We start from the raw sequence: 14,929 nt of genomic DNA on the forward strand, positions 1-14,929 counted from the left end.
TCTGCGCGTGCTGAAGGTTTTGACCTGCCTGACGACGGAACATGACCTGCGTTTGGTCATGGTCGCCGGCCTGATCTGCTTCGCCGCGTGCTTCACGGCGTTCCGGCTCTATTCCCGCATGCGCGGGGCCAGGGGCGTGGTTCGGGCCGCGTGGCTGCTGCTGACCGGCCTGGTCTCCGGATCGGGCGTGTGGGCCACCCACTTCATCGCCATGGTCGCCTACAGCCCCGGCCTCAAGACCGGCTACAGCCCGTCGGGCACCCTGCTGTCGCTGATGATCTCGGTGCTGTTCATGGCCGGCGGCTTCGCCGTGGCCTCGGCCCAGCGCTCGCGCACCAACGACTTCGCCGGCGGCCTGATCCTCGGCATGGGCGTGGCCGCCATGCACTACACGGGCATGTCCGCCTTCGTGACCCAGGGCTTCGTGCAGTGGGAGCAGGCGACGATCGCCGCCTCCGTGCTGGCCGGCGTCATCGGCGCGGCGAGCGCCCTGCAACTGGCCGGACGCGCGCGCAGCCTGCTCAAGCAGCTGGGCGGCGGCGTCGTCCTCACGCTGGGGGTCTGCGCCCTGCATTTCATCGGCATGGCCGCGATCACCATCGTTCCCGATCCCGCGATCAACGTCCCCGACCAGATGCTGTCGGGCGCGATCCTGACCCTGGCCGTGACCTCGATCACCGGCATGATCATCCTGGGCGGCCTGGGCGCGGTGGCCATCGAGTCCTCGACCAGCCGCTCGGCCCTCGACCGCATCCGCCGCCTGGCCAACGCCGCCTACGAGGGCATCGTCGTGGTCCAGGACGGGCTGATCAACGACGCCAACGCCGCGTTCTGCGAACTGGCCGGCGTCGAACTGGACGGCCTGCTGCGCACGCCGCTGTCCAATCTGCTGACCTTCGACACCGACGCCCCGACCCGCGAGGGCGTGCGGCGCGAAGGCGTTCTGCAACCCGCCGACGGCGGCCGGACGATTCCCGTCGAGGTGTTCTCGCGCCTGATGGACGACGGCGCGCGGCAGGAGACCTCGGGCCTCACCGTCCTGGCCGTCCGCGACCTGCGCGAGCGCCGCTCGGCCGAGGAGAAGATCCGCTACCTCGCCGAGCACGACGGCCTGACCGGCCTGCCCAACCGCAACTCGCTGCAGGTCCGCCTGGCCGCGGCCCTGGACCGCGTCGAAGCCTCGGGCGAGAGCCTGTCCCTGATCTGCATCGACCTGGACCATTTCAAGGAAGCCAACGATCTGCACGGCCACCTGGTGGGCGACGCCCTGCTGGTCGAGACCGCGCGCCGATTGCAGGACTGCCTGACCGCGCCGTCCTTCGCCGCGCGTCTCGGCGGCGACGAGTTCATTGTCGTCCAGGTCGCGGCCGGCGACCAGCCGGCCGCCGCGGCCGAGCTGGCCGGTCGGCTGCTGGAAACCCTGGCGGCGTCGGCGGTGCACGAGGGCCAGGACCTGGCCATGGGCGCCAGCCTGGGCGTGTCGCTGTACCCCGACGACGGCCGCACGGCCGAGGCCCTGCTGGCCAACGCCGACATGGCGCTCTACCGCGCCAAGGAAAGCGGCCGCGGCGCCTATCGCTTCTTCAAGCGCGAGATGGACGAGTCGATCCGCGAACGCCGGACCATGGCCCGCGAACTGCGCCAGGCGATCGCCGACGAGGAGCTGATCGTCTACTACCAGCCGCTGGCCAAGGCGTCCGACGGCGAGGTCTGCGGGTTCGAGGCCCTGGTGCGCTGGAACCATCCGGTGCGCGGCATGATCCCGCCGCTGGAGTTCATCCCGGTCGCCGAGGAGAATGGCCTGATCGCCCAGTTGGGCGAATGGGTCCTGCGCCGCGCGTGCGCCGACGCGGTCACCTGGGAGCGTCCGCTGCGCATCGCGGTCAACCTGTCGCCGCTGCAGCTGAACCAGCCCAATCTTCCGACCCTGGTGCACGAGGTGCTGGTCGCCACCGGCCTGTCGCCCAAGCGGCTGGAGCTGGAGATCACCGAGAGCGCGCTGTTCAAGGACTATCAGCGGGCGCTCGACAACCTGCGCCGGCTGAAGGCCCTGGGCGTGCGGATCGCCATGGACGACTTCGGCACCGGCTTCTCGTCGCTGTCGACCCTGCAGTCGTTCCCGTTCGACAAGATCAAGATCGACAAGAGCTTCGTCGAGAACATCCACCGCCACGACCGCGCGACGGTGATCGTCCGCGCCGTGCTGGGCCTGGGCCGCAGCCTCGAGATCCCGTGCGTGGCCGAGGGCGTCGAGACCCAGGAGCAGATCGATTTCCTGCGCGGCGAGAACTGCGCCGAACTGCAGGGCTATGCGATCGGCCGCCCGTCGCCCGTCGACGCCCTGTCGGCCTGGACCCTGGCCAGCGCGACCTCGGCCTACAAGCCGGCCGTCAAGAAGCCGCGCCGCCGCAAGGCCGCCTAGAGGCCCGTCGCCGCGACGGCCGCCCGTCTGGACGCGCATGATCGGGCGTCCGGCCCGGTTGACGATCGTGCGCCTTGGCCAATCGCCAGGCTCATACGCAACGTCCTTCAGATTGAGGACTTAAGCCTAGCCCCGGCCTTGCGCCTCGCCGATCGGCTCGCGCAATGTGGCGCCTGCCGTTGTATGGGCGCTCGAGAAAGGAATTCCGCCGATGACCATCTCCCCGTCGATCACCGGCCGCAACGCCCTGGTGTTCCTGGCGGTGGTCGCCGGCGCCGCCGCCCTGTACTGGATGCGCGGCATCCTCACGCCCCTGGCCATGGCGGTCTTCCTGGCCGTGATGATCGACAGCTTCGCCCGCGTCCTGGTCCAGCGGCTGCCGAAATTCCCCAGGGGCCTGGCGTTGCCGGCCGCCATCGTCCTGTCCATCGCCCTGTTCGCGGCCTCGGTCTGGGTGGTGACCGCGAACGGCGCCAGCTTCGTCGGACAGATGCGCGACTATGCCCCCCGCCTGAACGAGGTGATCGCCAAGATCGCCTCGCTGGTCGGGATCAAGGTGGCGCCGACGATCGGCGAGCTGATCGACCAGCTCGATCCCGCCAAATACGCCGGGGCGGCCGCCCAAAGCCTGCAGAACTTCGCCTCCAACGCCATACTGGTGTTGATCTATCTCGGCTTCATCATCGCTTCGCGACGGGGGTTCGGCCGCAAGATCGTCGCGCTCTATCCGCATCATGCCGAGCGCGAGGGCGCGGTGCAGCTGTTCCAGCGCATCCGCAACGGCGTGGAGCAGTACCTGTGGATCCAGACCGTCACCGGTCTGATGATCGCCGCCGCCGCCTGGGTGGTGATGATGCTGCTGCGCCTGGACAACGCCCTGTTCTGGGCCTTCCTGATCTTCGTCGCCGCCTATATCCCGATCCTGGGCGGGGCGGTCGGCTGCATCCTGCCGCCGCTGTTCGCCCTGGTGCAGTTCCCCGACAGCTTCTGGCCGGCCCTGATCCTGTTCGGCGCCCTGGAGCTGATCTTCTTCGTGGTCGGCAACGTGGTGTTGCCGCGCATGCAGAGCGACAGCCTGAACATGGACCCGACCGTCGTCCTGCTGTCCCTGGCTGTCTGGGGCGCCCTGTGGGGCGTCACCGGCATGTTCCTGTCCACGCCGCTGACCGTGGCGGCGATGCTGGTCCTGGCTCAGTTCGACGGCACGCGCTGGATCGCCATCCTGCTGTCGGAAGACGGCGATCCCAGCGGCGCGGGCCTGGATCGCAAGGCGCCGGGGGCCTCCGACGAGGCCCCGCCGGACAAAAAGGCCGGATCTTCGCCGCCTTCGCAACAGAAGTCGGTCAAGGGGACTTAAAATCCCAAATGGCCTTCCTATCTAAATCCTGTCGGCAGCCCCCCATGCCGACCCCCGCGCGACGCAGACCGATTTTCTGGAGCGTCCGATGCGGAATCGCCCGTCGCCCCCCGGCGGGCCCGCGCCGCCGGTTCCCCCCAACCGGCGGCGCTTCCGTGTCCGGCGTCCGGGACGATTGTCTTGGTAAGATATTCTGCGCTTTTCCCCGACTACGGTTGAAACTGAGCCTGAAAGGGCTAGGTTGTCGCCAAAAATTCGCGAGGAAATCCCATGGTCGGTGCAAAACTTGACCCCAAGGCGACCGCCGCTCAACCGGACGGTTTGATTTCGGCCTTCGGCGCGGCCCTGGGGCAGGGGGCGCTGAGCGCGCCGCAGGCCCAGTTCGCCGCCCAGGTCCAGGAAGACTGGTCGGCCGAGGAACTGCCGGGCTTTGCTCCCGGCGACATCGCCCACGCCCTGGTCGACTTCTGGCGCTTCGGCGAAGGCGCTTCCGGCGAGCCGCTCTCGATCCGTGTCCGGCCGGCCGTCCGCGCCGACGGGACCGACCTGAAGAGCGACCTGCTGGAGATCGTCCAGCCCGACCGTCCGTTCCTGGTCGACAGCATCATGGGCGCCATCGCCGAGGCGGGCTTCTCGGTCCGCGCCATGTTCCACCCGGTGATCGACACCCCGGCGGGCCGGCGCTCGATGATCCAGGTCTACCTGGCCCCCGTGGGCGAAGACCGCGAGACGGCCCTGGTCGACGCCGTCCGCGACGCTCTGGCCGACGTTCAGCTGGCCGTCGACGACTTCCACGCCATGAAGGCCTTGATCCGCCGCACCATCGAGGAGCTACGCGCCTCGAAGGCCCCGATCCCGGAAGGCGAGCGCGAGGAAGGTCTGGCCTTCCTCGACTGGCTGGAGGGCGACCGCTTCGTGTTCCTGGGGGCCCGGGTCTACGAATATCCCCGCACGCCGGACGGCGGCTACGCGGCCGAGGAGCCGCTGTACCAGCCCGAGGGCAGCCTGGGCGTGCTGCGCGACCAGACCCTGACGGTCCTGCGCCGGGGCAGCGAGCCGGCGATCCTGTCGCGCCAGGTCCGCGACCACCTGCTGTTGGGCGCGCCGCTGGTGGTGGCCAAGTCGAACCTGCGGTCCAAGGTCCATCGCCGCGGCTACATGGACTATGTCGGGGTGCGGCGGTACGGCGCCGACGGCAAGCCCTCCGGCGAGGTGCGGTTTGTCGGCCTGTTCACCGCCGAGGCCTACGAGACGCCCGCTCACGAGATGCCGGTGATCCGGCGCAAGGTCGAGCACATCCTCAAGGAGACTGGCAAGGATCCCGACAGCCACAACGGCAAACGGCTGAGGAACATCCTCGAGACCTGGCCGCGTGACGAGCTGTTCCAGGTTTCCGAGGATGAACTGCGGACGATGGCCATGGGGGTTCTGCACCTCTACGACCGGCCGCGCGTGCGGCTGTTCGCCCGCCGCGACCCTTTCGACCGCTTCATTTCGGTGCTGATGTTCGTGCCGCGCGAGCGCTATGACAGCGGCGTGCGCGAGCGGGCCGGCAAGATCCTGGCCGACGCCTATCAAGGCCGGGTCAGCGCCTACTATCCCAGCTTCTCCGACGCCCCCCTGGCCCGTGTGCACTACGTGCTGGGCGTGACGCCCGGCCACCACGGCGATCCGGACCTGACCGCGCTGGAAGCCGCCGTCGCCGAGACCGCCCGGACCTGGGAAGACCGCTTCGAGGCCGCCGTCCGTGACGGCGGGGCGCCCGGCCGGGTCGCCGAGACCCTGGCCCGCTGGCAGGGCGCCTTCCCGCCCGGCTATCGCGACCAGTACGACGCCGCCGAGGCCCTGGCCGACCTCGCCGTGGTCGACGACCTGGCCGCCGACGAGCCGGTGCGGGTCCGCGCCTTCCGCCACGCCGACGACGACAAGCTGACGTTCCGGTTCAAGCTCTATCGCCCCGGCGCCGCCGCGCCCCTGGCCGACGTGCTGCCGATCCTGGAGCACATGGGCCTGAAGGCCCTGATCGAGGACGGCTTCAAGCTGACGCCGGCGGCTGGAACCCACGGCAAGGTCTGGGTTCACGAGTTCACCCTGCGCGACGAGCGCGGCGAGCATCTGTCGTTCGGCGACGTCAAGACCGCCTTCGAGGCCGCCTTCGTCGCCATCTGGACCGGCCGCGCCGAGAGCGACGGCTTCAACCGCCTGGTGCTCGAACTCGGCGTCGGCTGGCGCGAGGCGGCCCTGGTCCGCGCCCTGGCCCGCTACCGCCAGCAGACGGGCCTGGATCCCAGCCAGGGCGTGCAGGAACAGGCCTTGTCGGACAATCCCGGCGTCACCCGGCTGATCCTCGACCTGTTCCGCATCAAGTTCGACCCGGCCGTGCACGCCGACCTGTCCGCCCGCGAGGAGCGGGCCAAGGCCGTCGAGGCCGACATCGTCGAGGCGCTGCAGGCGGTCGAGAGCCTGGACGCCGACCGCGTCCTGCGCCGCATCGCCGCCCTGATCGGCGCCATCCAGCGGACCAACTTCTTCCAGGTCGGGCCCGACGGCGAGCCCAAGCCCTATATCAGCTACAAGATCGCCTCGCGCGAGCTGGAGGACCTGCCGGCCCCCAAGCCCTATCGCGAGATCTATGTCTCGGCCCCGCACATCGAGGGGGTTCACCTGCGCTTTGGCCCGGTCGCCCGTGGCGGCCTGCGCTGGAGCGACCGCCGCGACGACTTCCGCACCGAGGTGCTGGGCTTGGTGAAGGCCCAGCAGGTCAAGAACGCGGTCATCGTGCCCGTCGGCTCCAAGGGCGGCTTCTACCCGAAGAACCTGCCGCGCGGCGGCGACCGCGACGCCATCCAGGCCGAGGCGATCCGCGCCTACAAGACCTTCCTGTCGGGCCTGCTGGACATCACCGACAACATCGACGCCGACAACAAGATCGTGCCGCCGGCCGGTCTGGTCATACATGATGGCGAGGATCCTTATCTGGTCGTCGCCGCCGACAAGGGCACGGCCACCTTCTCCGACATCGCCAACGGCGTGGCCGAGGACTACGGCTTCTGGCTGGGCGACGCCTTCGCGTCCGGCGGTTCGGTCGGCTACGACCACAAGGTCATGGGCATCACCGCCCGCGGGGCGTGGGAAGCGGTCAAGCGCCACTTCCGCGAACTGGGCAAGGATATCCAGACCGAGCCCTTCACCGTGGTCGGCGTCGGCGACATGAGCGGCGACGTGTTCGGCAACGGCATGCTGCTGTCCAAGCAGACCAGGCTGCTGGCCGCGTTCGACCATCGCCATATCTTCCTAGACCCCGATCCCGATCCGGCGACCTCGTGGGCCGAGCGCGACCGGATGTTCAAGCTGCCGCGCTCGTCCTGGGACGACTACGACAAGAGCCTGATCTCCAAGGGCGGCGGCGTCTTCCCGCGGACGCTGAAGCAGATCCCGCTGTCGCCGGAGGTGCGGGCGATGCTGGACCTCAAGGCCGAGAGCGTCGCCCCCAGCGAGCTCTTGACCGCCATCCTCAAGGCGCGGGCCGAGCTGCTCTATTTCGGCGGCATCGGCGGCTATGTGAAGGCCAGGACCGAAAGCCACGCCGACGCCGGCGACAAGGCCAACGACGCCATCCGCGTCAACGGCGCCGACCTGCGGGTCAAGGTCGTGGGCGAGGGCGCGAACCTGGGCCTGACCCAGGCGGGTCGCATCGAGTTCGCGCAAGCAGGCGGCCACATCAACACCGACGCGATCGACAACTCGGCCGGGGTCGACAGCTCCGACCACGAGGTCAACATCAAGATCCTGACCGGGATCCTGGAGCGCGGCGGCAAGCTGGATCGCGAGGCCCGAAACCGGCTGCTGCCGACCATGACCGACGACGTGGCCAGCCACGTGCTGGCCGACAACTACGACCAGACCCTGGCCCTGTCGCTGATGGAAAGCGACGCGGTGTCCGAGGTCGAATCCCACGCCCAGTTCATGGCCGCCCTGGAGGCCAAGGGACGCCTGGACCGCAAGGTCGAGGGCCTCCCCGAGGCCGCGGCTCTGGCCGACCGCGCCCAGGCCGGCAAGGGCCTGACCCGGCCGGAACTGGCCGTGCTGCTGGCCTATGGCAAGCTCGACCTGTCCGAGGACATCGTCGCCTCCCAGGCGCCCGACGATCCGTGGTTCGAGGCGACGCTGAAGGGCTACTTCCCGCCTGCCCTGGGCCAGTATGGCGACGCCATGCAGCAGCACCGGCTGAAGCGCGAGATCATCGCCACGGTTCTCGACAACCAGATGATCAACATGTGCGGCCCGACCTTCCCCAGCCGTCTGCGGGCGGCCGCCGGTTGCGACACCACGGCCCTGGTCATCGCCTTCGCCGCCGCCCGCGAGATCCTCGGCGTCGACGCCCTGTGGGACCAGGTCTCGGCCCTGGACGGCAAGGCCTCCGCCAGCGGCCAGCTGGCGCTGTACAAGGCCCTGGCCTACGCCCAGCGCAGCCTGACCTTCTGGCTGGCCCGCCGGGCGTTCAGGGACAAGTCGACCGTCAAGCAGCTGGTCGAGACCTACGGGCCTTCGGTCAAGGCGCTGTCGGCCCTGGGGACCGCGATCCTCTCGCCGTTCGAGCAGAAGGCCGCGGCCAAGCGAGCCAAGGCCTATGTCGCCGACGGCGCGCCCGAGGCCCTGGCCCTGGCGGTGGCGGCCCTGCAGCCGGTGACCACGGCGGCCGACCTGGTCGATCTGGGCAACGCCTCCAGCTGGTCGGTCGAGAACGTGGCCCGCCTCTACCACCAGGTGGGCGCGGCCTTCGGCTTCGACCGCCTGCGCTCGGCGGCCGGTTCGTTCGTCGGCGGCGACGCCTTCGAGCGCCTGGCCGTGCGACGCCTGATCGAGGACATGCTCAGCGAGCAGACCGCGATCACCCAGGTGGTGCTGAAGTTCGCCGCCAACGCCCAGGCCGGCGACGACGAGGCCTCGGCCAAGGCGGCGGTCAGCTCCTGGGGCGCTCTGCGCCACGAGGCCGTCCGCGCCGCCAAGCGCACGGTCGAGACCATCGAGCAGGCCGGCGGCGGCTGGACCTTCGCCAAGCTGACCATCGCCAACGCGGCCCTGCGGGGTCTGGCGAGCGCGTCCTAGACCCCGATCGGGGGCACGCACATGTGCGTGTCCCCCGCCGGAGAAGCTTCGCGTATAAGCGGCTCCAGTTGGGGGACGACAGATGAACAAGGGTGACCGGCAGCGGGCCGCGTGGGCGCTCTACGAGTGGGCCCAGCAGCCCTATTGGGCGTTGATCGCCACCTTCATCTTCACCCCCTATTTCGCGGCCGGCTTCGTCGGCGACCCGGCGCGCGGGCAGAGCCTGCTGGGCTACGCCGGCGCGGTCTCGGGCCTGCTGATCGCGGTGTTCAGCCCGCTGGTCGGAGCCAGCGTCGATGCGCGCCGGAACCCCCGCATCTGGCTGGTGGGCTTGGCGATCCCGTTCGTCCTGGCCAGCGGCGCCCTGTGGTTCGCGACGCCAGGCGACGCCAGCCGCATCCTGCCGATCCTGATCTGCCTGGTGGTGGCCGGGGTTTCGGCCGAGCTCAGCGGTTCGGTGATGAACGCCCTGCTGCCCCTGGTGGCCAAGCCGGGCCAGGTCGGACGGCTGTCGGGCTCGGCCTGGGCCCTGGCCTATGTCGGGGCGCTGATCAGCCTGTTCGTCGTGCTGCTGTGCTTCTCCCTGCCCACGGTTCCGATGCTGGGGCTGTCCAAGGCGCTGCACGAGCCTGACCGCATCGTCGGGCCGCTGGTGGCCGTGTGGTTCCTGGCGTTCTCCTGGCCGCTGATGATGATGGCGCCCCAGCCGCCCAAGATCGCCGGCCAGAAGCCGCTGGCCGAGCTGTGGACCACGATCCGTTCGCTGCGGCGCAGGCCGTGGATGCTGCGTTTCCTGATCGGCCGGATGCTGCTCGGCGACGGCATCTCCAGCTTCATCGCGTTCGGCGGCGTGCTGGCGGCCGGGATGTTCGGCTGGACCACCACCCAGCTGGGCCTCTACGCCATCGCCCTGTCGATCGCCGCCGGGATCGGCACGTTCATCGGCGGCCGGGTCGATCAGAAGCTGGGCTCGAAAACCACGGTGCTGATCGCCGCCGGCGTGGTGCTGTTCGGGGCGTTCGGGGTCGGGCTGGTCGGCCGCGACAGCCTGGCCTTCGTGCTCAAGGTCGCCCCGCCGGTGGCCGGCGGCGGCCTGTTCACCAGCCTGCCCGAGCGGGTGTTCCTGGGCTTTTCGCTGTTCGTCGGCCTGACCTTCGGGCCGGCCCAGGCGTCCCTGCGCGCCTGGATGGCGCAACTGGCCCCGGCCGGCGAGAGCGGACGGTGGTTCGGGCTCTACGCCCTGTCGGGCAAGGCCACGGCCTTCATGGCCCCGCTGGTTATCGCGGTGGGCACACGGTGGGTCGGCGACCAGCGCATCGCCGTCGCCGTCTCGGCCCTGTTCCTGGCCACCGGCGCCGTCATCCTGGCCCGCGTGCCGCGCCAGGGACCGGAACCCGAAGCCGCCGCCTAACCCAGGGTTGTCGGTCGCGCCAAGACGGTACAGGATCGCCGCCGATTGGTGTCGGGGGCGTGCATGGTCAAGGATCGTATCGTTCTGCTGGACTCGCTGCGGGGTCTGGCGGTGCTGGGCATCCTGCTGTGCAACATTCCGATCGCGGCCGAGCCGCATTCGGTGGCCACCAGCCTGACCCTGTGGCCGCTGGGCATGGCGCCGGCCTCGGTGGCCGTCTGGTGGGTCACCCAGGTGTTCTTCCAGCAGAAGTTCTATTCGATGTTCGCCATGCTGTTCGGCGCCTCGATCCTGATGGTCGGCGGCGAGGGTGGTGACAAGGGCCGCCAGAGGACCCTGATCCTGCGCTTGGCCAGCCTGCTGCCCATCGGCCTGCTCCACGGCCTGGCGATCTGGCAGGGCGATGTCATGAACACCTATGCGGTGGTCGGCCTGCTGGCGATGTGGGCCCGCTCATGGCCGGCCAAGCGCCTGCTGCAGACGGGGATCGGCCTGCATCTGGGGCTGTCCGCCTGGGCCGCCTGGAACCTGCTCCAGCACGCCGCCCAGGGCGGGGGCGATCCGCCGCCGGCGCAGATGGCCAAGTTCCTGGCCGGGGTCCAGGCCGACAGCGCCCAGTACGCCGGGACCTTCGCCCAGTCGCTGAGCCAGAACGCCAGGGACTTCTGGGATTTCGTATTCAGCGCCTTCACCCAGTGGCCCCAGACCTGGCCGCTGCTGGTGCTGTCGCTGATGCTGATGGGCATGGGTCTCTACAAGCTGGGCGTCCTGAGCGGCAGAGCCTCGACCGGGGTCTATCAGGGCCTGATCGGGGCGGGCCTCGGCGCCCTGGCGATCGTCTGCCTGGCCGAGACGGCCTACATGGTGCTGCCCAGCCATCCCTGGGCGCCGCGCGCCCTGGCCCGCTGGCTGCAGAGCGCCACCGCGCCCGTCGTCAGCCTGGGCTATGTCGGCCTGATGGTGATGGCGACGCGGGCCAGGGTCTGGAAGGCGATCCCGGCCGTCCTGGCCCCGGTCGGTCAGATGGCTTTCACCAACTATCTGACCCAGTCGATCCTGATGACCGCGCTGCTGTACGGCGGCCGTGGGCCAGGCCTTTATGGCAAGGTCGACCGGCCGTTCCTGGCCGCGGCGACGGCGGTGATCTGGCTGCTGCAGATCCTGTGGTCGCGCTGGTGGATGGCGCGCTTCACCATGGGTCCGCTGGAGTGGCTTTGGCGGCTGGCCTATCGGGGGCCCATGCCGCTGCGCCGCGCGCCCGAGACGGCGGCGGCCGCCACCTGATCAGGTGGGCGGCCTGGATTTGAGGAAGGTGTCGAGCGCGGTGTTGATCACCGTCACGGTCACGGCGTCGCGCAGGCGCTGAGCGTCCGCCTGGCTGATGCCGGCGGCCGTGTAGCCGGCGATCTCGGTCAGGTCGGTCTCGCCCTGCACCAGGTTCTTGAACTCGGCCTCGCTCAGCTGGCCGGCCGCCAGCTGGCCCGTCCAGAGCTGCAGGTTGGCCTTGGCCTTGTCGAGGGCGGCCTGGGCCATGGCCTTCACGTCGGCGGAATAGCCTTCGAAGCTGTCCTTGCCGAGCACGGAGAGGTTGGCCTTGGCGGCCGCCAGAAAGTCGTCGAACTGGCTCATGACGCGCCGCCTTCCTCGACTTGGCCGCAGGATGTGGCCTGGCCCTTGTTGGCCTCCAGGCAGAGGATGTAGTCGAAGGCCCGCCCGATCTGGATCTTCTTCTGGTCGCGGAACGCCGGGCCCAGAGAACCCTGACTTTGCCATAGGGCGATCGTCCCGCCGTAGAGGGCGCGGTTCGGGTCGCGCAGCACGGCCCATTGCCGGGCCGAGAAGGTGTTGAGCGGGTCGGCGGCCGCCGCGCTGGCCGCCGCGTCGATCCGGGCCGTCAGGGCCGCGACCTCGGCGGCGTGACTGGCGTAGGGATCGCCGGACACGTCCAGCAGGGACAGGGTCTGGGCTTTCAGGCCGGCGGCGTTGACCTGGGCGGCGGGGTTGGGCGGCGGGGCCACGGGCGCGCAGGCGACGGGGGCCAGGGCCGGCAGCAAGAACGTCAGGACGAGCGCGGTTCGCGCTATCGGCGCCAGCTTCATGGAAGGCCTCCCCATTAGGTAGCGGAAGCCTGGCATACAATCGCCGGGCGCACAATCTCGGCCGGAACGGCGCGCCGATGGACGAGGTTAGAGCGTCCGCGCGACCCCGAGGGCCTTGGCGAAATAGCCCTGGGTCTGGCTGAAAAGGTCGGGGCGATACTTGGCGCGCGGGTCGTTGGCGCGTTCGTCGTCGAACGCGTGGGTGGCGTCCGCGTGGAAGAGGGTGTCCACCGCCAGACCGTCGCGCTGCAGACGGTCCAGCGCGGTCTTCGGATATTTCCAGCCGACCACCTGGTCCTTCCCGCCGACCACCGAGAACACCTTGGGCCCGTATGAACCCCAGCCCCGGCTGGAGGTCAGCGACGGATAGGCCGCGTACGGATAGACCAGCAGGACGCCCTTGACGCGCGCGCGCAGCTTCAGCGGATCGGCGTCGGCGATCCCGGTGGCGCGGGCGGCGTTCACGCCGATCGCGTAGCCGTCCATGATCGACCAGCCGCCATGGCTCCAGCCGGCCAGGAACACGCGCTCGGAATCGGCCCAGGGCTGGCTCTCCAGCCAGGCCAACATGGCGAACACGTCGCCCGAGCGCTTGAGGCCCTGCAGCGTCGTGCCGGTGCAGACGAACAGCTTGCCGTCCAGCGTCGACATGCCGCGCGGCTTGAAGCTGTCGACCACCACCGCCGCCCAGCCGGCCTCGACCGCCACCTGGGCGTAGGTTTCCAGGAACGGCGTCTTGCCGCCGCAACCGTGCAGGATCAGCGCCACGGGAAAGGGGCCGGGTCCCGAAGGCTTGAAGACCTTCGAGGCGTTGGCGACCTTGGCTCCCCAATCCGCTGCCTTCACGCCGGCGCTAAGCATGTGGTCCTACAGCGCCCCCGCGCGAAATCCCAGGACGGCCACCATGGTCGATCGGCGGGGGAAACTCAATTCGATCGCCGTCCGGTGCGCTCGATCCGAAGCTTCAGATTTCCTGGTTGTACTTGCCGACCCGATCGCCCAGGCGCGGCTTCACTTCCTGGCGGAACAGCGCGCGCATGTCGTCGGCCGACTGGGTGCTTTCGACGACGACCACGATCTCGGGCTTGTTGGACGAGGCGCGGACCAGCACCCAGGAGCCGTCCTCCAGATGCACCCGCACGCCGTTGACGGTGATCACCTCGGTGATCCTGCGGCCCAGGATCGAACCGCCGGCGGCGAACAGGTCCTGGTATTCCTTCACCACGTCGGCGACGACGCCGTACTTCACCTCGTCGCCGCAATGCGGGCTCATGGTCAGCGACGTGAAGGCCACGGGCAGGGCCTTGCGCATGTCCGACAGCTTCATCCCTGGATTGCGGTCCAACATGGCCAGGACGGCGGCGGCGGCGGTCAGGCCGCAGTCGTAGCCGTAGCCCAGGTCGCCGTTCATGAAGAAGTGGCCGCTCTTCTCGAAGCCCGCCAGGGCGCCCAGCTCGGCGCTCTTGCGCTTGATGTAGCTGTGACCGGTCTTCCAGTAGATCACCTTGCAGCCATGGGCGGCCAGGATCGGATCGGTGGCGTAGAGACCGGTCGACTTGACGTCGACCACGAAGGTCGCGCCCGGGTTCAGCGGGGCCAGGTCGCGGGCCAGCATCAGGCCGATCTTGTCGGCGAAGATCTCCTCCCCCTCGTCGTCGACCACGCCGCAGCGGTCGCCGTCGCCGTCGAAGCCGAACGCCAGGTCGGCCCCGTGCTCGCGGACGGCGTGGGCCATCGCGTGCAGCATTTCGGCGTCTTCCGGGTTCGGATTGTATTTCGGGAAGGTGTAGTCGAGATCGGTGTCCATGCCGATGACCTCGGAGACGCCCATGCGCCGCAGGCCCTCGACCGCGAAGGCGCCGGCCGTGCCGTTGCCGCAGGCGGCGATCACCTTCAGCGGCCGGGTGATCTGGGCGCGCTTGGCGACGTCGGCGATGTAGCGCTCGGCCTCGCCCGCGACCCGGATCAGCTTGCCGCCGTCACGCTCGACGAACGCGCCGTCCAGCACGATCGTCTTCAGGCGGCCCATCTCGTCGGGACCGAAGGTCAGCGGCCTCTGGGCGCCCATCTTCACGCCGGTCCAGCCGTTCTCGTTGTGGCTGGCGGTGACCATGGCCACGCAGGGGATGTCCAGGTCGAACTGAGCGAAATAGGCCGTGGGCGACAGGGCCAGGCCGATGTCGTGAACCTCGCAGCCGGCGCTGATCAGGCCCAGGATCAGGGCGTTCTTGATCGAGCTGGAATAGGAGCGGAAATCGTGGCCGACCACGATCCTCGACTGGCCCAGTTCGTGGATGTAGGTGCCCAGGCCCAGGCCCAGGGCCTGCACGCCCAGCAGGTTGATCTCCGGCCCGAACAGCCAGCGCGCGTCGTATTCCCGAAATCCCGTGGCCTTGACCAAGGGTTCGTTTTCATAGGCGGCGGTATTGGGAACGAGATCGGCGCGAGGTTTGGAGAACATCTGGGCTCACTTCAAGGACTTGCGCGCAAGCTCTAGCTACGAGATCGCTCGCCGACTAGCGCATTCGTAT

Annotated in this window: 9 protein-coding genes; 5 read left to right on the plus strand and 4 right to left on the minus strand. The window is 69.3% G+C overall.

The window, feature by feature from the left end:
- The first annotated feature begins 58 nt into the window (after positions 1-58).
- The 5 genes from ASD21_RS09595 to ASD21_RS09615 all read left to right on the plus strand — a co-directional run bounded on the left by ASD21_RS09595 (position 59) and on the right by ASD21_RS09615 (position 11,583).
- Positions 59-2,422: a sensor domain-containing diguanylate cyclase gene (locus ASD21_RS09595; protein WP_235524878.1), complete on the plus strand. Its 2,364-nt coding sequence runs from the start codon at positions 59-61 to the stop codon at positions 2,420-2,422.
- Between the two features lie 211 nt (positions 2,423-2,633).
- On the plus strand, positions 2,634-3,779 hold the full coding sequence (locus ASD21_RS09600; protein ID WP_056440053.1) for an AI-2E family transporter: 1,146 nt from the start codon (positions 2,634-2,636) through the stop codon (positions 3,777-3,779).
- A gap of 270 nt (positions 3,780-4,049) precedes the next feature.
- Positions 4,050-8,888 (plus strand): NAD-glutamate dehydrogenase, encoded by a 4,839-nt coding sequence (locus tag ASD21_RS09605; RefSeq protein ID WP_056440055.1) that lies wholly within the window; start codon positions 4,050-4,052, stop codon positions 8,886-8,888.
- A gap of 82 nt (positions 8,889-8,970) precedes the next feature.
- Positions 8,971-10,299 carry an MFS transporter gene (locus tag ASD21_RS09610; protein WP_056440057.1) on the plus strand — a complete coding sequence of 443 codons (1,329 nt, stop codon included), beginning with the start codon at positions 8,971-8,973 and terminating at the stop codon, positions 10,297-10,299.
- A 63-nt stretch (positions 10,300-10,362) separates the two neighbouring features.
- Positions 10,363-11,583, plus strand: a complete 1,221-nt coding sequence (locus ASD21_RS09615; protein ID WP_056440059.1) for a DUF418 domain-containing protein — start codon at positions 10,363-10,365, stop codon at positions 11,581-11,583.
- Here the strand turns inward: ASD21_RS09615 and ASD21_RS09620 are convergent, their stop codons facing one another.
- From ASD21_RS09620 to ASD21_RS09635, 4 genes are all read right to left on the minus strand, one after another.
- Positions 11,584-11,928, minus strand: coding sequence for a hypothetical protein (locus ASD21_RS09620; RefSeq protein ID WP_056440061.1), 345 nt, complete (start codon positions 11,926-11,928; stop codon positions 11,584-11,586).
- Positions 11,925-12,398, minus strand: coding sequence for a hypothetical protein (locus ASD21_RS09625; protein WP_056440063.1), 474 nt, complete (start codon positions 12,396-12,398; stop codon positions 11,925-11,927). Before ASD21_RS09625 ends, ASD21_RS09620 begins: the two co-directional genes overlap by 4 nt.
- An 87-nt stretch (positions 12,399-12,485) precedes the next feature.
- Complete coding sequence (locus ASD21_RS09630) at positions 12,486-13,259, minus strand: dienelactone hydrolase family protein (protein WP_056440065.1); 774 nt, start codon at positions 13,257-13,259, stop codon at positions 12,486-12,488.
- Between the two features lie 103 nt (positions 13,260-13,362).
- The gene (locus ASD21_RS09635; RefSeq protein WP_056440067.1) at positions 13,363-14,859 is read right to left on the minus strand and encodes a phosphomannomutase/phosphoglucomutase; all 1,497 of its coding nucleotides are present in this window, start codon (positions 14,857-14,859) and stop codon (positions 13,363-13,365) included.
- Positions 14,860-14,929: the final 70 nt, after the last annotated feature.

Source organism: Caulobacter sp. Root1455 (assembly GCF_001426905.1).
Classification (GTDB): domain Bacteria; phylum Pseudomonadota; class Alphaproteobacteria; order Caulobacterales; family Caulobacteraceae; genus Caulobacter.

Bases quoted from the DNA above. Each gene is read 5' to 3' on its own strand.
- ASD21_RS09595 (WP_235524878.1), top strand. From the start codon at position 59: ATGGTCGCCGGCCTGATCTGCTTCGCCGCGTGCTTCACGGCGTTCCGG.
- ASD21_RS09600 (WP_056440053.1), top strand. From the start codon at position 2,634: ATGACCATCTCCCCGTCGATCACCGGCCGCAACGCCCTGGTGTTCCTG.
- ASD21_RS09605 (WP_056440055.1), top strand. From the start codon at position 4,050: ATGGTCGGTGCAAAACTTGACCCCAAGGCGACCGCCGCTCAACCGGAC.
- ASD21_RS09610 (WP_056440057.1), top strand. From the start codon at position 8,971: ATGAACAAGGGTGACCGGCAGCGGGCCGCGTGGGCGCTCTACGAGTGG.
- ASD21_RS09615 (WP_056440059.1), top strand. From the start codon at position 10,363: ATGGTCAAGGATCGTATCGTTCTGCTGGACTCGCTGCGGGGTCTGGCG.
- ASD21_RS09620 (WP_056440061.1), bottom strand. From the start codon at position 11,928: ATGAGCCAGTTCGACGACTTTCTGGCGGCCGCCAAGGCCAACCTCTCC.
- ASD21_RS09625 (WP_056440063.1), bottom strand. From the start codon at position 12,398: ATGAAGCTGGCGCCGATAGCGCGAACCGCGCTCGTCCTGACGTTCTTG.
- ASD21_RS09630 (WP_056440065.1), bottom strand. From the start codon at position 13,259: ATGCTTAGCGCCGGCGTGAAGGCAGCGGATTGGGGAGCCAAGGTCGCC.
- ASD21_RS09635 (WP_056440067.1), bottom strand. From the start codon at position 14,859: ATGTTCTCCAAACCTCGCGCCGATCTCGTTCCCAATACCGCCGCCTAT.